Below are 23,488 nucleotides of genomic sequence, written 5' to 3'. Positions count from 1 at the left end.
CGGCGAACGGCGGCAGACTACCAAGCTGAATCATTGTCCCGCTCCGCTTCGTGCAGCGGCGGATCTCGCGGAATCGCCCGACCAGCCGCGGCGCCCTCGATCGAACCGTCCCTAGAAACACCGTAGGGCGCGGGGCCGGATTGACAGCGGCACCCCTCCGGACAGGATGACGGAACGGCCGGCCGCAGGTGCATGCCCGCGGGGCTGCGCGATCGGGCGGACGGAAAAAGGGGGAAACATGTCGAGAAAACGGAACGAAACTCCCGGCCTGTACGCCTTCTTCACGGAGCATCCCGAAGAAGCACGGCGACAGTTCTTCCATGCTCAACCGGGGCTGAGCCGGCGCAGATTCTTCATTGGCGCCGGCAGCACGGCTGCGGGCGGGCTGCTCGGACTGACAATCCCGTACTACGCGAGCATGCCGCGCGGGCTTGTCCCGGCCGCCTTCGCTGACGCGGATCTTCTTGTCGGCAAGGACGGGCTCACGCTCCTGAACGACCGGCCGCTCAACGCCGAGACACCCGCGCACTTGCTGGACGACGCGATCACTCCGACAGCTCGGCATTTCATCCGCAATAACGGCCTGCCGCCCGAGGAAGTGGACGCTGGAACCTGGACCCTGACCGTTGACGGCCTGGTCGACGAACCGGTGACGATGACGATCCAGGACCTCCAGCAGAAATTCGAGGTCGTGACGATGGCGCTCATGATCGAATGCGGCGGCAACGGGCGGGCCTTCTTTGACCCCCCGGCCACGGGCAATCAATGGACGGTCGGCGCGGTCGCCTGCGCGGAGTGGACCGGCGTCCGGCTAGCCGACGTGCTCAGGCAGGCCGGACCAAAACCCGGTGTCGTCTACACCGCGCACTACGGGGCGGACACCCACCTCTCCGGGAAGCCGGACAAGCTGCCGATCTCGCGCGGTATACCGCTTGCCGAGGCCATGACGGACAACGTGCTGATCGCCTTCGCGATGAACGGAGGTCCGTTGCACCGACAGAACGGGGCGCCGCTGCGCCTGGTCGTACCAGGCTGGCCTGGTTCCTGCTCGCACAAATGGCTGACGCGGATTCAACTGCGCGACCAGGTCCATGATGGCCCGAAAATGACAGGCACGTCCTATCGGGTGCCGCGCTATCCGGTCGCTCCGGGAGACGAGGTGCCGAACGAGGATTTCGAAATCATCGAGCGCATGCCGGTCAAGTCCCTCGTGACCTTCCCGGCCAACAACAGCCCGGCCGCACGGGAGATCGAAATCCGCGGACACGCCTGGTCGGGCGACCGGACGGTCGTGGGAGTCGACCTTTCGATGGATTTCGGCGCCACTTGGATGGCCGCCGATCTGGATCGGCCGGCCAACTCGGGCGCGTGGCAAGATTGGCGCCGGAGGGTCGTCTTTCCCGAGGCGGGCTACTACGAGATCTGGGCGCGCGCGACTGACAGTGCCGGCGATATGCAGCCCTTCGCCATCGACTGGAACCCCAAGGGTTATCTCAACAACACCATGCACCGGGTCGCTCTGCACGTGACGTGAGGCCGGGTGCAGGAGGGCTACCCATTGAGGCTTGTCGTTCCCGCGGCACTGCTGGTCTTCGCTTCCATTGCCGCATGGCCTGCCGGAGCGGCCGACATCGAAGCTCGCCTTGCAGCGGCGGACCCGGACAGGGGGGAGCTGATCTTCCGCAAATGTGCGGCCTGTCACACGGTCGTCAATGGTGGCGACACGCGGATCGGCCCGAATCTCTGGGGTGTCCTCGGTGCTCCGGTGGGGGCCAAGGACCGCTTCCGCTACTCCGACGCCATGGTGGCCCACGGTGGGCACTGGACCCCGGAGCGCCTCGATGCCTTCCTGGCGGGGCCACGGGCAGTCGTGAAGGGCACGGTGATGCAATTCGAGGGCCTGGGAGACGATGGCGACCGGGCTGACCTGATCGCTTTCCTGAACCAGATGAGCGATCGCCCGGCTGATTTTGGACCGGCGCCCAGGAAGCCGGTGCGGTCGATCGAACTTGCGGAGCACGGCATTGGCCTGTTCGCGGCCGGCCCCGGCGCCGCGGAAACGCATGCTGCGTGCACCGCCTGTCACTCGGAGCGCATCGTGATCCAGCAGGGCCTGCCGCTGAGGCAGTGGGACAAGCTCCTCGACCTGATGGTGGATGAGCACGAGATGACACCGCTCCGAGGCGGCCTGCGGCAAACCGTCCTCGAGTACCTGTCGCAACACTACGGCCCGGACCGCCCGAACTACCCGCCTCGCTGAGGGTTGCCGACGTCCTGGCCCGCCGCACCGGCTCGATCGGAAGTCGAACTCGAACGGGAAGAGAGCAGGATTCCTGCTGCGACCACCTGGCCTCCCTGCCGGTCGCTGCTCAGGCCCCGCCGACGCTCCTTGGCTGGCGCGTCAAGCGTGCGATCGCGAGGTCAGTTCAGCAGCCACCGGCTGAACTCCTCTTCAAGGCCTTCGCCGAAGTCGGCCCAGAACGCGCTCTCAACCTTCAGGCCATCGTCGATGTGGGCCGTTGGCAACTCGTCGCGCACTTTCGGGTCGACGAGTTGCGCGGCGGACCGTCGGGTCGGCCCATAGGCCACATCCTGCATGCCGGCAAGCGGCGTGGTCTGGGTGGCGAACGCCACGAACTCGAATGCCCGCTCCCGGTTCGGCGTTCCCTTGACGACCGACCACACGTCGAGATCGAACACGTTTCCGTCCCAGACGATGACGAACGGACGGTCGTAGTCCTCGATGTCCTTGTAGATGCGGCCGTTGGCCGATTGCACCAGTACCGCCCCGCCGTCGTTCAGCAGCTGGGGTGCCTGCGACCAGGACTCGTACCAGACGACATGGTCCTTGATGGTGTCGAGCTTCGCGAACGCGCGGGCCTGCCCGGCGGCCGTGGCCAGCACCTGGTACACCCGATCCCGTGGAACCCCATCGGCGATCAGGGCCCACTCGAGGTTGACTTGGGGCCGGCGCCGAAGCGCCCGCTGGCCCGGGAAGGTCGTGACGTCGAAAAAATCCTCGATCGTGCTGGGAGTACCGCCGATGACCGTTTCGGTGTTGTAGGCGTAGATGACGGCCCAGACGATGTTGCCCACTCCGCATTCGCTCGCAAGTGCTTCCTTGAAGAAATCTTCCTGCGCCGGCACGCCATCACTGCCGGGTGGCAGCTCATCATGGGGAAGCACTTCCAGGAGCCCCTCGGAACAGGCCCTTTCCAGATCGATGACCTCGATGTCGACCACGTCCCAGTGAACGTTCCCGGTCTCGACCTGGGCCTTGATCTCGGCAATTCCTCCAGCGTAGTCGTCGAACAGGACGTTGGTCCCCGTCGCTTCCGCGAAGGGATCGATCATGTGCTTCTTCTGGGCGGCGCCGTAGGCGCCGCCGAAGGACACCACTGTCAAGTCGTCGGCCAGTGCCGGTGAGACACCGACAGTCAACGCCGCTACGAAGCGCAGCAGGGTTCTCGCAGGAACGTCGATCATTGATACTCCCGCTTCCCGTAACGTCGCGCATGCTTGTAGGCCTGCGCCGGGCGCAAATTCATGGCCTGCTACTGATGCACCCGCAAACGCTTCCCCGTGCGCACGGGTCATTTGCGGGCGGGGATGAGTCGTTATCGACAACACAAGCCGTCGAGGCCGGTGGAGGGACGTTACTGCGGTCCGCACCTCGCCGTCTACAGTGTCCGGCGCGTCAAACCCGCAAGATCGGGGTACCCGCGAACGCCATGATGGCGCGCCACGACGTGGCCAGCATGGCCCCACGCCAGGTCCGCCCGGAGGTGATATCTGCGGCACGGGCAAACGCGGTCGTCCAAGCGTCGAGTTTCGAAGTGCAGTGCCCACTGTCGCTCACTCGTGGGGAAGCGCCAGAGCGACCGCGACATCCGGCGAGCACGATGCGGTCGAGGAGGACGTCGGCGATCTGCACACGTTTGCCATTGCCGCGACGGCGAACGCCGCGCGCGGGAGGAAGTCCCGTTCAAGGAGCACCTGCTTGCCCACTGCCAGCTCTCACCTTCCCCTAGAACGATGCTCCCCCCTTGTGACAACGCTTCACGGATGATTCCCTGATGCTGGTCGACGATGCCCGGGCCAAGCGCAATGTCGCCGTCCTCATGGCGGCACAGGCGATCCTGGGTGCGCAGCTACCGATGAATTTCGTGGTGGCCGGGCTCGCGGGTGGCATGGTGGCTGGCAATCCGTGCCTCGCCACGCTTCCCATCTCGGTCATTGTCTTCGGCTCGATGACCACGGCCCCGTGGATGTCACCGCTGATGCAGCGCCGGGGGCGTCGGTTCGGGTTCGTGGTCGGGGCCATCGCCGGGGCCATCGGAGCGTCCATCTCTGCGTACAGTCTCTATATCGGTTCGTTCCCGGGATTGCTCATCGGGGCCTATCTCACCGGCGTCTACATGTCGACGCAGGGGTTTTACCGTTTTGCCGCCGCCGACACCGCATCGGTGGCATTCCGACCCAAGGCGATCTCCTACGTGCTGGCGGGCGGCCTCCTGTCGGCCTTGTTCGGGCCACAACTGAACAAACTGGTGGCCGACGTGACGGCCTGGCCTCTCATCGGCAGCGCCTTTCTCCCCATCCCCTTTGTCGGCACGTACCTCGCGGTAGTTGCCCTGAATCTCGGCGGCATGGTCCTGTTCTGGTTGCTCGACCTGCCGACCGTCCCCCCTGACCGTCAGCCGGGGACGCAGTTGCCCCCCAGCCGGACCCGCCTCGAACTCCTGCGGGATCCCACGGTCCTGGTCGCGATCATCTGCGCCACGGTTGCGTATTCGCTGATGAGCCTGGTGATGACTTCGACACCGCTGGCGGTCATCGGCTGTGGCTTTACCAGCGACAACGCTAACGACATCGTCTCGGCCCACGTCCTGGCAATGTACGCGCCATCGTTTGTCACCGGCCATCTCATCGCCCGCTTCGGCGTGCACCGGATCGTGACCGCGGGCCTCCTGATCCTTGGGTTCGCGGGCCTCACCGCGTGCCTGGGGGTGACCCTGACCCATTTCTTTGCCGCCCTGATCCTTCTGGGCCTCGGCTGGAACTTCGGCTTCATTGGTGCGACCACTCTGTTGGCGGGCGCGCACGGCTATCAGGAGCGTGGCCGGGTGCAGGGTCTCAATGACACCATCGTCTTCGGTTCGGTCACGCTGGCCAGTCTCGCCTCGGGCGGCCTGATGAACTGCGCCGGCGGAACGCAGGTGGGCGGCTGGATCACGGTGAACGTGGCAATGCTCCCATTCCTAGCGCTGGCCGCATCCGCCCTGGTTTGGCTGTCGCTGAGGAAACGCCGGCGCGACCTCTCCTGACGCCGCCGACACCTCTCGACCGCACCTCCCCGAAGGTTGCTGCACGAATGTTCCCGGCCTGACTGCGCCTCCCTGGGGGGAGCCCGCTCTCAGGGAAGCGACCGGCGGCGCGCCGCCCGCAACCGACGATGGCTTGGCATGGCATGAGGCAGAATCGCGCGGAAATCAATCCGGGAAACCTGTGCACGGCCGGACATTTGCGGGAACGCCTGTGGCGTTTCCCCAAGAGCGTCGACCGGCGCTACGCCTTCGGCTGCATGACCGCGCCACGTTCATCCAGCTCCGACCTGCTCTGGTTTCCAGCATTGTGTAATGCCTGCAAAAACCCGGAGATCGTTTCAGGTCTGCGTTAGGACGCTTGCGGGTCTTCGCGGTCGGTTACGGGCTACACCCGGCGGAACACTTCGGCTGCAGTGACCCCCATTGCCAACGCCAGCACCACAGCCAGCAGGCCGTACTCCGCAGGACGGTCCTGTGCGAGGTCGAACAGGAACGACTCGAAGCCAACGCGTTCGACGAGCAGGCGGTTGATCCGGCGGTGCGCAAGGGTCCCCTCTCGAAACAGCAGGGTTTCCACCCAGTACTCGCCAGGGGGAGTCTCCTCCGGCAGGGAAATCGTCACCCGAAACAGGCGGCCGCCGATGATCTTGACAGGCACCTGCTCCACGGCGTAGAGCCCTCGCCGGGTGAAATTTCGGATAAACCCCGCCCGGTGCGCCTCCGGGATGTCCGCACTCACCTGGTATCGAACGTCCAGTTCCAGGTCCCGGCGCAGATCGGGAGAGGCGATGTCGTCCAGCGGACGCGACGTTGCCACCGAGTAGAACGAGGGAACCGTACCCACATCGACACGATTGCCGTTCAACCAGATCCCGCCGGTGTTGATCTTCTGGCGCACGGCGATGTCGGTGGGCGGACCAACCACCCTGACGACCACATCGCCCCGCTGGTCGAGGGCGCCGAAGAGCAACAGATCGGCGCCGGTGAACGCTGCATCGATGTGGATCCGGTGATTGGCGAGATCCACCAGCATCGGCATCTGGGCAGGCGCGTTCGCCCCGCAGACGGCGCCTCCGGCCACTACGGCCGCGAGACCGAGAGCGTTCCACCATCTCCTCACAGCACCCGCTCCACGATGAATGGATCGTCGGGCGGGAGCACCAAGTTGAGCCCCAGCATGACGACGACCAGCAGGACCAGGCCTGCCATCAGGAAGCGGATTTGCTCCCCGCGCAGCTGGACCATGAGGCGCGAGCCGATCTGCGCTCCGACGACGGCGCCGATCAAGAGGAGCAGTCCGAGCAGGAGATCGACATTCTGATTGAAAGCCGCATGAAGAAACGTGGCAATCGTCGTCACCACCGCGATCTGCAGCAGCGATGTGCCAACGACCACCCGCGTGGGCACCCCCAACAGGTAGATCATGGCCGGCACCAGGATGAAGCCGCCGCCCACGCCCATGATGGTCGACAACACACCGACCACGAACCCCGTAAGCACCGGTGGCACGATGCTCATGTACCGGCCGGACCGTCGGAACGGCACCCGGAGCGGCAGGCCGCGCAGGAGGGTCTGGCGGCTGGGCCGGTAACGTATCCCGAGACGGTGCCGCCGCAGTGCCCGGAGGCTTTCGAGGCCCATCAGTACGCCCACGGTACCGAGGACCACGACGTAGATCAGCGAAATCGCGTCATCGATCTGGCCGAGCCGGCTGAGCAGGCGAAAGATCGCCAGGCCCGTGATCGCACCCAGCGTACCGCCGGCGAGGAGCACCAACCCCATCCGGAGATCCACGTTGCCGCGCCTGGCGTGGGCCACCAGCCCGGACACCGACGACGCCGCGATGTGACTTGCCTCGGAGCCGACCGCCACCGTCGGCGGGATCCCGATCAGAATCAGCAGCGGCGTGGTAAGGAACCCCCCGCCCAGCCCGAACATCCCGGACAGGATTCCCGTGCCGAACCCGACTCCCAGCAGGAGCAGGATGCTGACCGGCATGCCGGCGATCGGCAGGTAGATTTCCACGAGACGCTGCCTGCGCTGGTACCCGATGCGCCCTAGAAGAAGCCGACGATGCGCTTCACTTCGTTCACCACCGGTTGCGCGATCGCCGTCGCCCGTTCTGCACCGGAGTCGAGAATCGCCTCCAGTTCCGCCCGTTCGTCAAGGAGGCTGCGGGTTCGGTCCGCAAGCGGCGCGAGAGACGCCACGGCAAGCTCTGCGAGATCAGTCTTGAAGCGGCTGAACTCGGCCCCGGCGTAGGAGGCGACGACGTCGGCGACGGGCTTCCTCGCCAGTGCGGCGAAGATCGTCAGCAGATTGGCCGCCTCGGGCCTGGAATCGACGAGATCAGGGCTGAGCCCGCCATCATCGGCCAGCGCGGCCTCATCCGGAAGCCGCTCCGGGTCGGTTCGTGCCCGCCGGATCTTCCTGGCAATCGTGTCTGCGTCGTCGGTCAGGCCGATTCGGGATTGCTCGGAGGGATCGGACTTCGACATCTTCGCCCGGCCATCGCGCAGACTCATCACCCGGGTGGCCTGTCCGTGGATCAGCGGTTCGATGATCGGGAAGAATTCGCAGCCGTAATCGTGGTTGAATTTCTGCGCGATGTCGCGCGCCAGCTCCAAGTGTTGGCGCTGGTCATCGCCCACCGGCACGCGATCCGCCTGGTAGGCAAGGATGTCGGCCGCCATCAGGCACGGATAGACGTAGAGCCCCGCTGAAGCGTTTTCCCGGTGCTTGCCGGCCTTCTCCTTGAACTGGGTCATCCGGTTGAGCCAGCCCAACCGTGCGACGCAGTTGAAGATCCACGCCAGTTCCGCGTGCTGCACCACCCGCGATTGATTGAAGATGATGCTCCGCTTTGGGTCGATGCCGGCCGCGATGAAGGTGGCCGCCACTTCCAGGATCTGTTCCCGGAGCGCCGCCGGATCCTGCTGCACCGTGATTGCGTGGAGATCCACGACGCAGTAAATCGTCTCGTGCTCATCCTGCAGCGAGACGAAGTTCCGAATCGCACCCAGATAGTTGCCCAAATGCAGGTTGCCGGTGGGCTGCACCCCAGAAAACACCCTAGGCATCAGGCATCTCGTTCAATTCCGAAGTGCGGCAACATAGCAAAGACTCGATCGTGACCGGAGCCGGGCACAGGCGCGCGGGGCTCGACGTTCCGGCCCGATCATCGGGAGCGAAACCGCCGGAGCGCCGCCGTCACGTCCTCGCGGCGCACCACGCCGAAGGCGAGTGCCAGAACCGCGAATCCCGCCACCCCGCTCGTCACCAGCGCCACAAGCGTCGCGGCGCCGGCGAGCGGTCCGACCGCAGCGAACTCGGAGCGCAAGGGATCGGCCACGTACGCCAGGGCGGCGAGTGGAGCGGCAGCCAGCACGACCCGGACTCCCTTGCCAACGGATTCCGGACTGATCCTGGCGTAGCCCCGTCGCACGACCAGCACGGTAAGCAGGCCCGCCTGCGCGCACGCCGACACTGATTGCGCGAGCGCGATCCCGACATGCCCCAGCGTCGGCATCAATAGCACGATGAACGCGACGTTCACCAGCATCGCGGCGCCGGCGACCTTTACCGGCGTGGAGGTATCGAAGCGGGCGAAGAACGACGCGACCAGAGCCTGCGCCAGCACCATTGCGGGCAGCCCCCACGCGTAGGCCCTGAGTGCCGCCGCCGTCGCAACCGTGTCCGCCGGGGTAAACGACCCGCGCTCGAACAGCACCTCGATCGCAAGTTCCGCCACCGCCCACAGGCCGACCGCCGCCGGCACCGACAGGCCCAGTGCGATTGCCGTGGCCTGCTGTTGCTCGGTTTGCCCCGTCGCCGCGCCGGCGCCGTGCAGGCGCCGCGAGAGCGCGGGGAGCAGGGCGGTCCGGACGGCGAGGCCGACCACGGCGATCGGCAGGTGCACAAGGTGGTGCGCATAGTTCAGCCAAGCGACCGCGCCGGGCACGACGCTGGCGAACATCGTGCCGATCACGACGTTGAACTGGGTCACGCCCGAGCCGATCACGCCGGGCACCATCAGGCGCCCGAACTTCCGGAGTTCCGGCGTGAGCCGCGGCCGGCCCGGGAGGATCGGCATGCCGGCACGCCAGCAATCCACGCTGACCAGCGCGAGTTGTGCCACGCCGCCCACCAGCACGCCCCAGACCAGGGCATGCGCCGGCGTTTCGAACCACCCGGCCGCCAGCAGCAGCGCGCCGATCAGCGAGAGGTTGAGAAGAAGGGGCGCGGCGGCGGCCGCGGCAAACCGGAAAATGGCGTTGAGAACGGCCGCAAAGAACGCCGTCATCGTGATCAGGGCGAGGTAGGGAAAGGTAATGCGTGCCAGCGACAACGCGGCCTGGAAGCGCTCCCCCGTCTCCGGAAACCCCGGCGCGAGCACCCCGACCACCGTCGGCATGAGCCATTCGGCGAGCAGCGTGAAGGGAACCAGCACGATCAGCAGCACGGAAGCGACGGCGGCGCCGAAGGCGCGGGCGGCATCCGGGCCTTCCTGCTCGAGTCGGGCGGCGAACACCGGCACGAACGCCGCCGAGAATGCGCCCTCGGCAAAGAGCGCCCGAAACAGGTTCGGGAGCCTGAGTGCCAGAAAGAACGCGTCTGCAAGGGGGCCGGCACCAAGGGCGGCGGCGATCAGGAGGTCCCGGACGAGACCGAGGGCGCGGCTTGCGAGCGTCAGTCCCCCGACAGTGACGACGGGGGCGAACATGCGCCGAATTCCCGGCGCGGGCTCAGGCAGCCTTCGGATCCGTGACGGCGTTTCCGGGCATCGCGGACAGGACCCCGAGCAGGTGCTGACGGACCCGCTCCAGTTCGGCGCCTTCGGTGATCTTGCCGCCGAAACCGTTCTGCACGTAAAACACGTCGATCGCCCGTTCGCCGAACGTCGATACTCGGGCGCCCGACACGGAAACCCCCAGCTCGAGCAGTGCTCCCGCGATGGCCAGCAGCAGTCCGGGCTGGTCGCGCGCCTCGATCTCGATCACGGTACGGGTGGCGCTCGCATCGTTGTCGGCACGCACGCGCGGGGCGACCCGGAACACGTCGGTCCGGCTGCGGAAACGGGGCCGTACCTCGTGGAGAATGTGCGCGACGTCGGGCGCGTCTCGGATGAACTTCTCGATCGAGGCGAGCAGCGTCTTGATCCGCCGCGGGTCGTCGAAGGCGGCGCCACTCTGCGCCTCGATCAGGAAGGTGTCCATCGCCATGCCGTCGCGGGACGTCATGACCTTGGCGTCGGCGACGCTCGCCTCGGCGAGGGTGATGGCAGCCACGATCCGCGCGAATTGACCGCGCTGATCCGGGGCGTAGACCGTGATTTCCGCCGTGCGGCCGCCGGCACGGACGTGCCAATCGAGGGCCAGGGGGCGGCCGGCCTGATCGGCCGCACGGACGGCGCGAGCGATGCGCGCGAGGGTGTCCGAGTCGTGCACGGCCCAGAAGTGCGCCCGGCAGCGCTGGACGAAGGCATCGACATCGGCCGCCGGCCAGTCCGTCATCAGGGCGCGGAACCCTTCCATGGTCTGCTCGATCCGCTCGTCGTGGGTGTCTTTCAGACTCGCCCCCTGCATGACGGCGAGCGCCATGTCGAACGCTTCCTCGAGCAGATCGGCCTTCCACCTCGTCCAGACCCCTGGACCGACCGCGGCGATATCGCAGGCCGTGAGCACGTAGAGAAGCCGCAGGCGTTCCGGCGACTGAATGTGGGCGACGATGTCGGCGACCGTCTGCGGATCCTGCACATCGCGCTTGAACGCCATCCCGGACAGGTACAGGTGCTCGAGCACCAGCCACGCGACCGTCTCGGTCTCCTCGGCGTCCAGCCCCAGCCTGGGGCCCAGTTCGTGCGCGATCTCGGCCCCGAGAATCGAGTGGTCGCCGCCTCTTCCCTTCGCAATGTCGTGCAGGAACACGGCCAGGTACAGGACCCGGCGCGACTGGAGGTTGCGGGCCACGCGCGAGACCCGCGCGAGATCGTCCGGAGCGGTTCCCCGCTCAATCGCCGACAGCATGCCGACGGCGCGGATCGTGTGCTCGTCGACGGTGTAGACGTGGTACATGTCGTGCTGGGTCTGGGCGACCACGCGCCCGAAGTCCGGAACGAAGCGGCCCAGCACGCCCGTCTCCGCCATCTGGCGAAGTACCGGTTCCGGGTCGTTGGTCGAGGCCAGGAGATCAAGGAACACGCCCCCGGCCTCGACGTCGGCACGGAGACCGTCAATCAGGCGGACCCGCGCCTGGAGTTCGCGGCGCAACGCCGGATGCAGCAGCAACCCGTGCTCGGCCGCCACCCGGAACGTCTTCAGGATTTCGATCGGGAAGCGGTCAAAGACGGTGGCGTCCGGCAGGACCATTTCGCCGTTCCGCACTTCGAATCCTTCGACCTTCCGGGCGGGAAGGCGCAGCCAACCAAACATCGACCGGGCCCGACGCTGCTCGCGCAGGTTGGACAGCACGGCCCCGGTAATCTCGCCGACGCGCTTGGTCGTCAGGAAGTAGTGCTTCATGAACCGCTCGATGCGGTTGGCGCCGGGGCGGTCCCGGTAACCCATGCGCTCCGCGAGCGGCGGCTGCAGGTCGAACATCACGCGTTCTTCCGCGCGCCCGCTTTCGAAGTGAAGGTGGCAGCGCACCGAGAGCAGGAACTGCAATGCGCGCTCGAACGCAACCCGGTCGGCCTCGGAGAACAGGCCGTGCTCGACGGCCACGCGCATGTCGTCCCTGCCGTACAGGATCTGGACGATCCAGCGGAGCAGATGAAGGTCGCGGAGGCCTCCCTTCCCCTCCTTCAGGTTGGGTTCGTTGACGTAGCGCGTATCGCCCATGCGGATGTGACGCCGGTCCCGCTCCAGCACCTTGGCCCGCACGAACGCGGCGCCGAGGCGCTCAACGACCTTGGTCCGGAATTGCCGCCGGAACCGTCCGGCCGTCTTCTGGTTGCCGTACACGAAGCGCTGGTCCAGCAGGTTCGTGGCGATGGTCCAGTCCGACCGAGCGGCGCGCACGCATTCATCGACGCTGCGCACGGCGTGGCCGACGGTGAAATTGAGATCCCAGAGCACGTACAGGATGAACTGGATCAAGTCCCGGGTTGCCGGCCCCGGCTGCGTGCTCGTGAGGAACAGCACGTCGACGTCCGAGTGTGGGCAGACCTCCCGGCGTCCGTATCCGCCCACCGCGAGCACCGCCAGGTCATCGACGACCGCGTCGTCCACCAAGGCGCCCGTGCGGGCTCCGTCCACCAGGAATGCCAGCACCTGGTCGAGCAGGAATGCGTGTTCACGGACCGTTGCGAGGCCGTGTCCGCTGTCCCGGAAACGAGCTTGAATTTCGTCCCGTCCGGCCGCGACGGCGCCACGCAGCAGACCGGCCAGCTCCTGCCGCCAAGCCTCCGGCCCGTCGGCCTGTTCGCGCAGGGCTTCCGCCTCGGCGACCAGCGTGCGCCGAGCGATGATTTTTCTCGGCTCAGCGATATCCATGACCGCTCATCTCAAGCTACGACCCCGCTCCGCACGGGGACCGAAACCCCCATTTCCGCCGTCAGTTCGGCGACGTTGAGCCGGCGCTGTCTCCCGAGTTCGATACCGTTTTATACCCATTCCGCCGCAATTCCACGAGTCGATAGACGAGTTCCAGGGCGCCTCGCGGGGACAGCGAATCCGGGTCGACGCCATCCAGGAGGTCGGCGACCGGATCGGATTGCGGCTCGGTCGGCGGCGGCAGCGCGGACAGCGTGGCGCCGCGCACGGTGCCGCCCTCGGCCTCGAGGCGCGCCAGAATCTGTCTGGCCCGGTCCAGGACCTGGCCCGGAAGACCGGCGAGGCGGCCGACGTCGATCCCGTAGGCGCGGGAACTGATCCCCTCGACCATGGCATAGAGGAACACCACCTCGCCCTTCCATTCGCGCACACGCAGTGTCCGGCAGGCCAGGGCGTCGAGGCGCTCGGCCAGCTGTGTGAGTTCGTGGTAGTGCGTGGCGAACAGCGACCGGCACCGGTTGCGCCCGTGCAGGTACTCGACCGTGGCCCAGGCGATCGAGAGACCGTCGAAGGTGGCCGTGCCCCGGCCCACTTCATCGAGGATGACGAACGACCGGGGACTCGCCTGATTGAGGATGGCAGCCGTCTCCACCATCTCGACCATGAAGGTCGACCGGCCGCGGGCCAGGTCATCGGCGGCGCCCACGCGACTGAACAGGCGGTCGACCACGCCGATCTCGGCAGTCTCGGCCGGCACGTAGCCGCCGGCCTGCGCCAGCACGACGATCAAGGCGTTCTGGCGAAGAAAGGTGCTCTTGCCTGCCATGTTCGGACCGGTCACCAGCCAGATTCGTTCAGTGTCGTCGAGCTGACAGTCGTTGGTGACAAACGTCCCGTCGACGGCGGCTTCCACGACCGCATGCCTGCCGCCGATCACCCGAAAGCGGGTATCCGGATGCATGGCCGGACGCACGTAGTTCCGTTCCCGGGCGATTTCAGCGAACCCCTGGGCAACATCGAGCGCGGCCAACGCCCTGGCGATCCGCTGCACCGGCTCGCTCCGGGCCAGCACCTGTTCGGAGAGTTCGGCGAACACCTGCTCCTCGATGGCCCGGACCCGGTCGCCGGCCAGTTCGATCCGCTCGGCGAGCGAGGCAAGCTCGGGCGACATGAAGCGGGACGCGCCGGCCAACGTCTGGCGAAGCTGGAATCGGCCGGCCGCGTCGCCGGCCTTGAGCTTCTCGGTCTGGCCGGACGGCACCTCGAGGAAGTAGCCCAGCACCCGGTTGTGCCGGATCTTGAGCGTGTGCACCCCCGTCGACTCGCGCTCCTCTGCCTGCATGGCGGCGATCAACCGCCGCGACTCGTCCCGAAGAGCGCGCTGCTCGTCGAGGTCTGTCCGGAAGCCGGGCCGCACGAAACCGCCTTCGCGCACCAGACGCGGCGCGTCCACCTCGACGGCGCGGCCGAGCAGTGCCGCGAGGCCCGCCTCCCCGTCCAGAGCCTCGAAGACTTCCTGCAGGCCGAGGGGCAGCGGGCGTTCGCTGCCCATGAACTGCGCCCGTACGTCCGCCGCCACGGCCAAGCCGTCTGCGATGTGCCGAAGGTCGCGGGGCCCGCCGCGTCTGAAGGCGATGCGCGACAGCGCCCGCGCACTGTCCGGAGCCCGTCGCAAGTCTGACCGCACCCGGGTCCGAACCTCTTCCTCGGCGACCAGCCACTCGACCCGGTCGTGGCGCGTGGCGATGCGATCGCAGTCGGTCAGTGGCCGGGCGAGATCGCCGGCCAGGCGGCGCGCTCCGGCAGCGGTCACGGTGCGATCGACGGCCTCCAGCAGCGATCCGCTGTGGGCGCCGGCGAGCGAGCGGGTCAGTTCCAGATTGCGATGCGTGGCCGCGTCAATCCCGAGATATCCGTCCGGCTCCACCCGTCGGGGCGGCAGGAATACGGGCAGGCTTTCCTGCTGGGTAAGCTCCGCATAGTCGAACACGGCGCCAAGGGCCGTGACCTCGGCGCGGGTAAACGCGCCGAAGGCATCCAGCGCCAGCACCTGGTAGTGCTCCCGGACTCGGCGTTCCGAGGATTCGAACGTAAAACGGGCCGCCGGCAATTCGGTGACCACGGCGTTGTGCGCCTCCAGGACAGCCTGGATCTCGGGCTGGCGCGCCAGCGCATCGGCCACGATGATCTCCCGGGTGCCGTCTCGCGCCAGCGCGGCCTCCAGACCTTCCAGGTCCACCGCCTCCACTTCCACTTCCCCGGTCGAGATGTCCGCAAAGGCCACGGCCAGCTGGGAGCTGATCTGCGCCAGCCCCGCCAGAAAGCTGTTCTCGCGAGCTTCCAGCAGGTGCTCGTCGACCACGGTGCCGGGGGTCACCACCTGCACCACTTCCCGCTTGAGGACGGCACGGTGCCCGCGCCGCCGGGCCTGTTCCGGACGTTCCACCTGCTCGCACACGGCGATTCGGAAACCCCTGCGCGTGAGGCGGGCCAGATAGTTCTCGCTCGCGTGCGCCGGGACCCCGCACATCGGGACCGGCTCGCCCTCGCTCACGCCACGCGTGGTCAACACGATGTCGAGTTCTGCAGCGACCTTCTCCGCATCCTCGAAGAAGAGTTCGTAGAAATCGCCCATCCGGAAGAAGAGGATGCAGCCCGGATGCTGCTCCTTGACCGCGAAGTACTGCTGGAACATCGGCGTGAGACCCTTTGCGCCGCGGTCGCGGGACTCGGTCTCAGAGGCCACGTCGAAGGCCGAAATCGTCAGTTGGGTCACCTGAAAAACCTACCACGCCGGACCATCATCAAGCGCCCGATCCAGACCCGACAGGCGGGCCTTGGCCGGTCCTTGCCGAACGCTTTCACATGCACCGGGAACACGCCGCCGCACCCCGGTGGCTTCGGCGACAATTGATCTGTCGATGGGGTCAGGGCTTTCCCGGCAGAGGCGCATCCAGCGCCACAACGTTCGTCGCGGGGCCGACGATCAGCGGATCCGGACCCTGCACGACGTCCGGGTCCTTGTCCGGGTAAGGAAGCGTCGAGAGAAAATGCTGCATGCATGCAATCCGGGCACGCTTCTTGTCATCGGACTTCACGACTGTCCACGGGGCGTCAGCCGTATCCGTATAGAAGAACATCTCTTCCTTGGCGGTCGTGTAGGTCTCCCACTTGTCGATCGACGCGGTGTCAATGGGCGAGAGTTTCCACTGCTTGAGCGGGTCTTTCATCCGTGAATCGAAGCGCCGTCGCTGTTCGGTACGCGTGATCGAAAACCAATACTTGAAATACCGGATCCCGCTGTTGACCAGCATGCGCTCGATCTGCGGACACTGCCGCAGAAACTCGAGGTATTCGCGCCCGGTACAGAAGCCCATGACCCGCTCGACGCCCGCGCGGTTGTACCAGGAACGGTCGAACAAGACGATCTCGCCAACGGTGGGCAGGTGCTGGATGTACCGCTGGAAGTACCACTGGCCCTGTTCGCGCTCGCTGGGCTTCGCCAGCGCAACGACCCTGGCGCCGCGCGGATTCAGGTGCTCCATGAACCGCTTGATCGTACCGCCCTTCCCGGCCGCGTCGCGTCCCTCGAACACCACGACGACCTTCTCGCCGGCTTCCTTGACCCAGTTCTGAACCTTCAGCAGTTCGACCTGCAGCTTTTGCTTCTGCTTTTCGTAGGCCGAGGTCTCAAGCTTGCGCTTGTAGGGATACACGCCCTCCCGGAAGATCCGTGCCCGCGCGTTGGGATCCAGCCGCAGTGCTGCAAGTTCGCGGTCCGGATCGGGCGGTGGTGCGGCCGGCGGCTCCGGCGCCTCGGGGCCTGACGGCACCGGCTCGGCCCCGTTCTGGGACTGCGTGACGGCCCTGGCAATTTCCGCCAGCGCGCGATCCTGCGGGCCCGCTCTCTGGTGCTCTGCCGTCATGACCGGCACAACCCCGCCTATCTTCCTCGGCTCCAGTATAAATGAAAGGCACGCAGGTTCCGGCGCGGAACCGGACGGAACGCCGGGCTTTCCGCCGACCGCCGTCCCCTTCCCTATCGGCGCCGGCTCCGTCGCTGTACGTTCTCACCCCCGATTCCGATCTCGGAGATCCGCATGCTGCTTGACGTCCGCACGTACACCTGCCGTCCCGGCACCATCAAGAAACACCTAGAACTCTATGAACGGATGGGCAAGGCGCCGCAAACCCGGCATCTCGGCCCGCCGCTCGCCTACCTGGTCACGGAGACGCCCAACCCCAACCAGTACGTTCACATCTGGGTCTACGAGAATGCGGGCGACCGCGAAGCCAAGCGGGCGGCCATGTGGAACGATCCCGACTGGCAGGCCTACGTGGGCGAGAGCGCAAAGCTGGGAGCGCTCGTCGCGCAGGACAATCGCCTGATGACGCCGGTGGCGTTCTTCCCGGAACCCAGCCGTGGCTGACCATCCGGCAACGGTCGGGCGGCTCCGGATTGCCTGGGAGACCGTCGCCGAACCGCGTGCCCGCCGCGGCCGCGGCCAGGTCATCGACTACGGGTGGTTCGATTCACCGTTCGGCGACATGCTGATGTTCTGTCAGGCCGAGGACCTCATGGGACTCGCTTTCCGCGGTGACGGCACGCGCGCGGAGGTCTTCCGATCGATGGCGGATCGCTGGCCGATGGCGACGTTCCGCGCCAACCCGGATGCACTTGCCGGACGGGCCGCGACGCTGTGCCGGACCGGCGAGGCGCGCATCCGCCTGGCCGGGACCGAGCGGCAACTGCAGGTCTGGTCCGAGCTGCTCGCGATCCCGAAAGGCGAGACCCGCAGCTACGGGGATCTCGCCCGCAATCTCGGGACCCCCCGCGGCGCGCAATGGGTGGGGCAGGCGAACGGCGCGAACCCGATCGCCTGGCTGGTCCCCTGCCACCGGGTGATCGGCAACGACGGCAGCATTGCCGGTTACGCCTGGGGAACGACGCTCAAACGGGCGATGCTCGAAGCCGAGGGAGTCCGGATCGAGCCCGCGTGACGACGCGCCCGCGCGGCAACCGCCGGAGGAGCCGTCCCGGCAACGGCCCGAGGAGCCTGCGCACCCCGTCGCCCACCATATGGCTGTACGGCCGCCACGCGGTGCGGGCGGCGTTGCAGAACCCCGAGCGCCGGCTCCATCGGGTCCTCGTCGCGCAGGAAGCCGGACGCAGCCTCGCCGAATCGCTTGCCCGACTGCTCCGGCGGCGCGCGCGCGCCCCGGTTCCGGAGTCCCGAGCCCGGCAAGACATCGATCGGCTGGTCGGAGCCGATGCCACGCACCAGGGCGTGGCGATCGAAGTCGACCGGCTGCCCGAGCCGAACCTCGAGCAGCTGTGTCGGGCGGCGGGCCCCGGAACGGTCGCTGTCTGTCTCGATCGCGTCACGGATCCGCAGAATGTCGGCGCGATCCTGCGCTCGGCCGCCGCGTTCGGGGCGGCGTTCCTCGCGATGCCTGAACGCCATGCGCCGGGAGAAACGGGGTCTCTGGCCAAGGCCGCATCGGGTGCCCTGGAGATCGTCCCGGTCGTGCGGGCGCGCCGCTTCGCGCGCGCCCTGGGCATCCTGCGGGCATCGGGCTTCGCCTGCCTGGGCCTCGAGCCCGCGTCCCCCGATTCGCTCGCTGCGGCCGTGGCGCGAATGGATACCGGCACACCCATCGCTCTCGTGCTCGGCGCCGAAGGCAGCGGGCTGCGCCCCGGCACACGCGCCAACTGCGACTCCCTCGTGTCCATCCCCATCAGGGGCGACCAAGGCAGCCTCAACGTGTCCGCGGCATCCGCGGTCGCCTTGTATGAACTGCGGCGCCGGGGGCGGTCGCCCAGCGGCACGGAGGAGGCGTAGACTCTGCCGCGGGAAGCCTCGGCAAGCCTTGGTGCACGCTTTTTACGGTGCTGCGAACGGCGCTCGACGTCCGGGTCCCTGGCCGACCCGCCCACACGCCGCGCGGAACTCTCCCACTACAATGCGCCGCATCACCGGTGGACGGAATGCAGGGCGCTCGGCCTGATTCGTCGTACGCGAGGGAATCGATGGTAGGTGGCCAGGACACCCTTACCGAGGGAGCGAAACGGTCCTCGTTGACGGTGCGGCCGCTCCCGGGCGCACTGGGCGCTGAAATTGGCGGCGTGGATCTGTCGACGCCGCTCGATCCGCAGACGGTGCAAGCGATCCGGGAAATCTGGCTTCAGTACCTGGTCGTCTTCTTCCGGGATCAGACGCTCGGCGCAAGGGAGCTTGCCGCATTCGCTCGGCTGTTCGGCACGCCGATGCCTTACCCGATGGTGGCGGGAGTCCCAGAAGAACCCCATGTCATCGAAGTGCTCAAGCGCGAGGACGAGACCGTCAACTTCGGCGGTCTGTGGCACACCGACACCGCCTATCTCGACCGTCCTCCCATGGCGAGCCTCCTGTATGCGCTGGAAGTGCCTCAGATCGGTGGCGACACGCTGTTCGCCAACGGCTATCAGGCCTTCGACGCCCTGTCGCCCGGCATGCAGGCGATGCTGGAGCCCCTCCGCGCGGTCAACCGTTCGGACGGGGCCGCCGTCTCCGCGACCCGTGCGCCGCGTTCGGGCTCATTGCAGGACCGGACATTCCAGGCCGTGCATCCCGTGGTGCGGACCCACCCGGAAACCGGCCGCAAGGTGCTCTACGTGAACGGAGCCCATTCGGTGCGTTTCGACGGCATGACCGAAGACGAAAGCGAGCCGCTGCTGCGATGGCTGTTCGCCCATCAGTCGCAGGCTCCGTTCACGGCCCGTTTCCGGTGGACCGCCGGGTCGCTTGCCTTCTGGGACAACCGGGCCGCGCTGCACTACCCGCTGAACGATTACCACGGGCACCGGCGACGCATGCTGCGAATTCAGATCGAGGGCGACCGACCCTCCTGAGACGCCCGAATGGCCGCCCGACCTTTGCCTTCGGACCCGTCGCACGGAAACCGTATGGGCGACCGGCGACGATGCAGCAACCGGGATGCACGGCCAAACCGGGCCCCGTACCGGCCAGCTTGTATAAGGTATCCGGGGCCCGCCTCACCCAATTCGTGGACGGCTGGATGACCGGGGAGCTCGAATCGAAATGACTCCTGAAGCAGTGCTTTCTCATCAGGCGCGCGTGCTCAGCCAGAGCCAGCGCGAGTCGTACTTCAGCAAGGGCTACGTCGTCGTCGAAGCCATGTTCGGTTCCGGCGACCTGGCAGCCATCCGGACCGTGGTCGACGAATTTATTGAGCGAAGCAAGCGGGCGACCCGCTCTGGCGAGGTGTTCGATCTGGCGCCCGGCCACTCCGCTGATTCACCGCGGCTGCGCCGCCTCCGGCGGCCGCACCAGCACCACCTGTTGTTCTGGGAGATCGCCTCGGGAGTACTGGCTGACGTCGCCGCCGATCTCGTCGGGCCCGACGTGGTGTTTCATCATTCGAAACTCAATTTCAAATGGAACGACGGCCATGACCAGGTGGACTGGCACCAGGACATCCAGTTTTATCCGCATACCAACTACAGCCCGCTGACGATCGGCCTGCTGCTGGAGGACATGACCCTTGCCAACGGAGCGCTGGGCTTCATCCCAGAAAGCCATGCCGGCGAGCTCTTCGATCAGTATGACGAGCAGGGTCAGTGGAAAGGATGCCTGAACGACCGCGACGTGGAGCGTCTGGACGTGACCCGAGCCGATTACATCGAGGCGGCGGCAGGTGCCATCACGGTCCACAATTGCCGCACCGTGCACGGATCCCCTCCCAGTCGCAGCGCTGACGGGCGGGCCCTGCTGTTGAACGCCTACGCGTCAGCCGACGCATTTCCGTACACACCGCACCCGGAGCCCGCTCCACACGTGGGTGAGATCATTCGCGGCCAACCCGCCAGATGGGCCCATCACGACCCGCGCCCGTGCCTCATCCCGCCGGACTGGTCGAGCGGCTACACGTCGATCTTCGCTGCGCAAGCCGGGGAGGACGATCCGGACGCGGCAGGCAGCCTCCGCCCGACCTGACCGGCCTGTTCACAGGGGCTTCGCTGATCGCTCGGTCGCGGACACGGGCACAAAACCACCGAAACCCGGTAAAGGGTACCAGCCACGGTTGCTCCGAACTCAGCTCGGACGTCAGTAGGTGAAGGGATACGGTCGCGCTCGAGAACGACCTGACTTCCGGTTGAGTGGATCGCGGGAATCGCTACGCTGGACCGTTCCGGAGGGGTGGCCGAGTGGTCGAAGGCGCACGCTTGGAGTGCGTGTATGCGGGAAACCGTATCGAGGGTTCGAATCCCTCTCCCTCCGCCATAGCCGTTTCCAATTTTGGGGCGGATTTGCTGATTTGTTCTGCTGCTTGACGTGGAGCTGGATTCCAGTAGTTCGTGTAACAACAGATGGTTATTGCTTCCAGCAAGACCGAGTTAGATCTTCGGCTTGCAAAAGATCCGGACCAAATCGGATGGTTTTGAAAGGGATTCATCCCTGTCGGTGCGCTCTTCGGACTGCCTGACGGGATGTCGAACGCGCTGCTGGTGCAGGCCTTTTCGCCTGTCCAGTTGCTCAGGGCCTGACCAATTGACGACCGCGGTGTCGGCGAGCGCCGCCGACCGGAAGGCACTCGATCAGCAAGTGCCGCTCAACTGGCCGACCAAGCCTGATCGACAAGGTGAACTTGCGGACAGGCGTAGGTGTCGACGCGAACCGGCGGAGAGTTTCTCCGCCGATCACTTGTCACGCGCTGTTCCGGCTCGCCAAGGCTTGATCGGACGGCGCTATCGTGTCGGCCTGGCGGGTGCCGGTCAAGTGGCAGCTGTGGCACAGGTCTGAAGCAGCCGAGCACCGGCCTACATTCCAACTCCGCGTGATGGTCAAGCCCGGAGCTCCATCGGCTGAAACGGACTTGCTATTACACTTATTTCTGTTATTTTCGAAATTACACTTGGGGGGCCGACCCGTACGCCACTATCGAGGTTCTTGGATTTCACGGGAGAGGAGGATCGGGATGAGCAACGCTACCAACGCGGCGGACTTGGCACACCGTCTTCCAACGCAGGACGAGATCGCGTGTGCAGCGCAAGCGATAACGGCGCTCGCCGACGCGCGGGCCGGGAACAGCGTCCTCGCCATTCAGTGCGAAGACGGCGAGGCCGTTCGCCTGGCGCCCGCGATCGCCGATCTGGTGCTCGATCTTCTGGGCGGTGTCGCATCGGGCCGTACGGTCACGCTCGTCCCCACCAACGCGATGCTGACCACGCAGCAGGCGGCCGACATCCTTGGTGTCTCGCGCCCGCACCTCAGCAAGCTGCTCAAGTCGGGCACGATCCCGTTCGTTCCGGTTGGTGCGCACCGGCGTGTCCTGCACGCCGATCTGATGGCTTACATCGACCGTCGTGACGCTGCGCGCCGTGACGCGCTCGACGATCTCGCCCGTCTCGGTCAGGAGTTCGATGCGTCTTGATGCATCTCGCGGACCGCCGTGTCGCCCTGTTGGATGCGAACGTCCTCTTCCCGTTCCGCAAGCGAGACATTCTCTTGCGCTTCCACCACGCCGGATTGTTCCGGGCGCGATGGACCGAACGGATTCTCGACGAGTGGACGCTGAACCTCCTCGAACAAAAGCCGCATCTTGAGCCAAGCGTCGGCTCGCAGCGGCGCGCCATGCGCGAGCATTTTGCGGAAGCGCTGGTCACCGGATACGAGCCATTGATCGAGACGCTTGAACTGCCGGATCCCGACGATCGCCATGTCCTGGCGGCGGCCATCCGTTGCGGCGCGCAGTACCGCGCAGTACATCGTCACCGACAACCTGGCTGACTTTCCGGCCGAGGCTCTCGCGCGCTTCGATATCAAGGCGATCATTGCCGACGGGTTTCTGTCCGCGACGTTCGACCGCTATCCCTCCGCAGCGCTTGACGTGCTGCGCACCCTGCGAGAGACGTATAGCAATCCGCCCTTCACCCCGTCGGAGTTCGTTCGCGACCTGACGGCGAAGGGGCTTCTCCGGCTCGCTGCGCTGACAGACGAACACCGGGACGAGCTCAAGAGGAAAGCGCTGCTCCGTCGGTAACCGTCATCCGCCCGGGATCCGGCGCGGCCTCACCACCAACGTCCGGGCGGCAGGCACGCGCTGTCGACACGGCCGCTACGGCATTACCGAAGCGATCCGTTCCGAACCCAGGTATTCGATGCGCTCGTCGTGGGTCGGATTCCCGGACGCGATTGGTATTCCCGGACCACCCCCGCAGGCCGGCGCAGCCGCGCGCATAGCCACCTACCGTCGCGCGGTGAGCCTGACCCCGATTCGGTTTTCCGGGTCGTCGTGGGCCTGCAGCAGCCGCGAGGCCTCGAAGCGCAGGTCCAGGTTCCCGCGCCGAGCCCCGACCAGTTCCCAGCCGAGACCGAGCCCCACCCGGTGCTCGGGCGCCGCATCCCCGTCCAGCTGCTCGTGCCGCGCACCCTCGACGTCGAGCCCGAACACCAGCCCGGCGTCGCGGGCCTCCAGCAGACGCCAGGCGTGGATGTACTCGCGGCTCGTCTCCGTGAGCGCCAAACCGAACTCCGGCACCCCCGTCCAGCTGCCGCCGAACAGCGCAATGCCGTAGCCGAGCCGCGCCGCCAGCGTGCGCCGGCCCGGCTCGTCGTCGTGCGCCGCGGCCAGCGCGCGCGCCGTCTCCGGGCGCAGCAGCGCGTC

General features: G+C 66.7%; 20 protein-coding genes and 1 tRNA gene. 11 read left to right on the top strand and 10 right to left on the bottom strand.

Annotation, left to right across the window (positions count from 1 at the left end):
* The first annotated feature begins 238 nt into the window (after positions 1-238).
* Complete coding sequence (locus OXH60_12370) at positions 239-1,534, top strand: sulfite oxidase (GenBank protein ID MDE0712914.1); 1,296 nt, start codon at positions 239-241, stop codon at positions 1,532-1,534.
* A 24-nt stretch (positions 1,535-1,558) separates the two neighbouring features.
* Positions 1,559-2,260: a cytochrome c family protein gene (locus tag OXH60_12365; protein MDE0712913.1), complete on the top strand. Its 702-nt coding sequence runs from the start codon at positions 1,559-1,561 to the stop codon at positions 2,258-2,260.
* Positions 2,261-2,421: 161 nt separating this feature from the next.
* Here the strand turns inward: OXH60_12365 and OXH60_12360 are convergent, their stop codons facing one another.
* Positions 2,422-3,486: an ABC transporter substrate-binding protein gene (locus tag OXH60_12360; GenBank protein MDE0712912.1), complete on the bottom strand. Its 1,065-nt coding sequence runs from the start codon at positions 3,484-3,486 to the stop codon at positions 2,422-2,424.
* 590 nt (positions 3,487-4,076) lie between these two features.
* Between OXH60_12360 and OXH60_12355 the strand changes: the two genes are divergently transcribed.
* Positions 4,077-5,327 carry an MFS transporter gene (locus tag OXH60_12355; GenBank protein MDE0712911.1) on the top strand — a complete coding sequence of 417 codons (1,251 nt, stop codon included), beginning with the start codon at positions 4,077-4,079 and terminating at the stop codon, positions 5,325-5,327.
* A gap of 385 nt (positions 5,328-5,712) precedes the next feature.
* Here the strand turns inward: OXH60_12355 and OXH60_12350 are convergent, their stop codons facing one another.
* The 7 genes from OXH60_12350 to ppk2 form a co-directional block, all read right to left on the bottom strand.
* The gene (locus tag OXH60_12350; GenBank protein ID MDE0712910.1) at positions 5,713-6,447 is read right to left on the bottom strand and encodes a TIGR02186 family protein; all 735 of its coding nucleotides are present in this window, start codon (positions 6,445-6,447) and stop codon (positions 5,713-5,715) included.
* A complete protein-coding gene (locus OXH60_12345) occupies positions 6,444-7,352 on the bottom strand; it encodes a sulfite exporter TauE/SafE family protein (protein MDE0712909.1) in 909 nt (302 codons plus the stop codon). Before OXH60_12345 ends, OXH60_12350 begins: the two co-directional genes overlap by 4 nt.
* A 32-nt stretch (positions 7,353-7,384) precedes the next feature.
* On the bottom strand, positions 7,385-8,407 hold the full coding sequence (gene trpS, locus OXH60_12340) for a tryptophan--tRNA ligase (protein MDE0712908.1): 1,023 nt from the start codon (positions 8,405-8,407) through the stop codon (positions 7,385-7,387).
* Positions 8,408-8,505: 98 nt separating this feature from the next.
* The gene (gene murJ / locus OXH60_12335) at positions 8,506-10,050 is read right to left on the bottom strand and encodes a murein biosynthesis integral membrane protein MurJ (GenBank protein ID MDE0712907.1); all 1,545 of its coding nucleotides are present in this window, start codon (positions 10,048-10,050) and stop codon (positions 8,506-8,508) included.
* A 22-nt stretch (positions 10,051-10,072) separates the two neighbouring features.
* A complete protein-coding gene (locus OXH60_12330) occupies positions 10,073-12,820 on the bottom strand; it encodes a [protein-PII] uridylyltransferase (GenBank protein ID MDE0712906.1) in 2,748 nt (915 codons plus the stop codon).
* A 61-nt stretch (positions 12,821-12,881) separates the two neighbouring features.
* On the bottom strand, positions 12,882-15,596 hold the full coding sequence (gene mutS / locus OXH60_12325; protein MDE0712905.1) for a DNA mismatch repair protein MutS: 2,715 nt from the start codon (positions 15,594-15,596) through the stop codon (positions 12,882-12,884).
* Between the two features lie 151 nt (positions 15,597-15,747).
* Positions 15,748-16,746, bottom strand: a complete 999-nt coding sequence (gene ppk2, locus OXH60_12320) for a polyphosphate kinase 2 (GenBank protein MDE0712904.1) — start codon at positions 16,744-16,746, stop codon at positions 15,748-15,750.
* A gap of 174 nt (positions 16,747-16,920) precedes the next feature.
* Here ppk2 and OXH60_12315 point away from each other — a divergent pair, with 174 nt between their 5' ends.
* The 7 genes from OXH60_12315 to OXH60_12285 all read left to right on the top strand — a co-directional run bounded on the left by OXH60_12315 (position 16,921) and on the right by OXH60_12285 (position 22,255).
* Positions 16,921-17,250 carry an NIPSNAP family protein gene (locus OXH60_12315; protein MDE0712903.1) on the top strand — a complete coding sequence of 110 codons (330 nt, stop codon included), beginning with the start codon at positions 16,921-16,923 and terminating at the stop codon, positions 17,248-17,250.
* Positions 17,243-17,821 carry a methylated-DNA--[protein]-cysteine S-methyltransferase gene (locus tag OXH60_12310; GenBank protein ID MDE0712902.1) on the top strand — a complete coding sequence of 193 codons (579 nt, stop codon included), beginning with the start codon at positions 17,243-17,245 and terminating at the stop codon, positions 17,819-17,821. The genes OXH60_12315 and OXH60_12310 overlap by 8 nt, the downstream gene beginning before the upstream one ends.
* Positions 17,818-18,663 carry an RNA methyltransferase gene (locus OXH60_12305; protein MDE0712901.1) on the top strand — a complete coding sequence of 282 codons (846 nt, stop codon included), beginning with the start codon at positions 17,818-17,820 and terminating at the stop codon, positions 18,661-18,663. Before OXH60_12310 ends, OXH60_12305 begins: the two co-directional genes overlap by 4 nt.
* A gap of 188 nt (positions 18,664-18,851) precedes the next feature.
* Positions 18,852-19,712 (top strand): TauD/TfdA family dioxygenase, encoded by an 861-nt coding sequence (locus OXH60_12300; GenBank protein ID MDE0712900.1) that lies wholly within the window; start codon positions 18,852-18,854, stop codon positions 19,710-19,712.
* A 190-nt stretch (positions 19,713-19,902) separates the two neighbouring features.
* Positions 19,903-20,817 carry a phytanoyl-CoA dioxygenase family protein gene (locus OXH60_12295; GenBank protein MDE0712899.1) on the top strand — a complete coding sequence of 305 codons (915 nt, stop codon included), beginning with the start codon at positions 19,903-19,905 and terminating at the stop codon, positions 20,815-20,817.
* A gap of 198 nt (positions 20,818-21,015) precedes the next feature.
* Positions 21,016-21,105 (top strand) — tRNA-Ser (locus OXH60_12290).
* Positions 21,106-21,799: 694 nt separating this feature from the next.
* Positions 21,800-22,255 (top strand): helix-turn-helix domain-containing protein, encoded by a 456-nt coding sequence (locus tag OXH60_12285; protein MDE0712898.1) that lies wholly within the window; start codon positions 21,800-21,802, stop codon positions 22,253-22,255.
* Here OXH60_12285 and OXH60_12280 read toward each other — a convergent pair.
* Positions 22,234-22,542, bottom strand: a complete 309-nt coding sequence (locus OXH60_12280; protein MDE0712897.1) for a hypothetical protein — start codon at positions 22,540-22,542, stop codon at positions 22,234-22,236. The two genes, OXH60_12285 and OXH60_12280, sit on opposite strands and share 22 nt — an antisense overlap.
* On the opposite strand from OXH60_12280, the gene OXH60_12275 reads away from it, so the two are divergent.
* A complete protein-coding gene (locus OXH60_12275; protein ID MDE0712896.1) occupies positions 22,541-22,864 on the top strand; it encodes a hypothetical protein in 324 nt (107 codons plus the stop codon). The two genes, OXH60_12280 and OXH60_12275, sit on opposite strands and share 2 nt — an antisense overlap.
* A 204-nt stretch (positions 22,865-23,068) precedes the next feature.
* Here the strand turns inward: OXH60_12275 and OXH60_12270 are convergent.
* The coding region (locus OXH60_12270) for a hypothetical protein (protein MDE0712895.1) at positions 23,069-23,488 on the bottom strand (420 nt) is incomplete at its 5' end.

The sequence above is a fragment of the Rhodospirillales bacterium genome, from assembly GCA_028824295.1.
GTDB lineage: Bacteria > Pseudomonadota > Alphaproteobacteria > TMED109 > TMED109 > VXPW01.
The sequence above is the reverse complement of the archived record's forward strand: the minus strand, read 5'-3'. Positions and strand labels throughout refer to the sequence as shown.

Coding starts and splice junctions, on each gene's coding strand:
- OXH60_12370 (MDE0712914.1), top strand. CDS start 239: ATGTCGAGAAAACGGAACGAAACTCCCGGCCTGTACGCCTTCTTCACG.
- OXH60_12360 (MDE0712912.1), bottom strand. CDS start 3,486: ATGATCGACGTTCCTGCGAGAACCCTGCTGCGCTTCGTAGCGGCGTTG.
- OXH60_12355 (MDE0712911.1), top strand. CDS start 4,077: ATGCTGGTCGACGATGCCCGGGCCAAGCGCAATGTCGCCGTCCTCATG.
- trpS (MDE0712908.1), bottom strand. CDS start 8,407: ATGCCTAGGGTGTTTTCTGGGGTGCAGCCCACCGGCAACCTGCATTTG.
- murJ (MDE0712907.1), bottom strand. CDS start 10,050: ATGTTCGCCCCCGTCGTCACTGTCGGGGGACTGACGCTCGCAAGCCGC.
- OXH60_12330 (MDE0712906.1), bottom strand. CDS start 12,820: ATGGATATCGCTGAGCCGAGAAAAATCATCGCTCGGCGCACGCTGGTC.
- ppk2 (MDE0712904.1), bottom strand. CDS start 16,746: ATGACGGCAGAGCACCAGAGAGCGGGCCCGCAGGATCGCGCGCTGGCG.
- OXH60_12315 (MDE0712903.1), top strand. CDS start 16,921: ATGCTGCTTGACGTCCGCACGTACACCTGCCGTCCCGGCACCATCAAG.
- OXH60_12300 (MDE0712900.1), top strand. CDS start 18,852: ATGGTAGGTGGCCAGGACACCCTTACCGAGGGAGCGAAACGGTCCTCG.
- OXH60_12295 (MDE0712899.1), top strand. CDS start 19,903: ATGACTCCTGAAGCAGTGCTTTCTCATCAGGCGCGCGTGCTCAGCCAG.
- OXH60_12285 (MDE0712898.1), top strand. CDS start 21,800: ATGAGCAACGCTACCAACGCGGCGGACTTGGCACACCGTCTTCCAACG.
- OXH60_12275 (MDE0712896.1), top strand. CDS start 22,541: ATGTCCTGGCGGCGGCCATCCGTTGCGGCGCGCAGTACCGCGCAGTAC.
- OXH60_12280 (MDE0712897.1), bottom strand. CDS start 22,542: ATGGCGATCGTCGGGATCCGGCAGTTCAAGCGTCTCGATCAATGGCTC.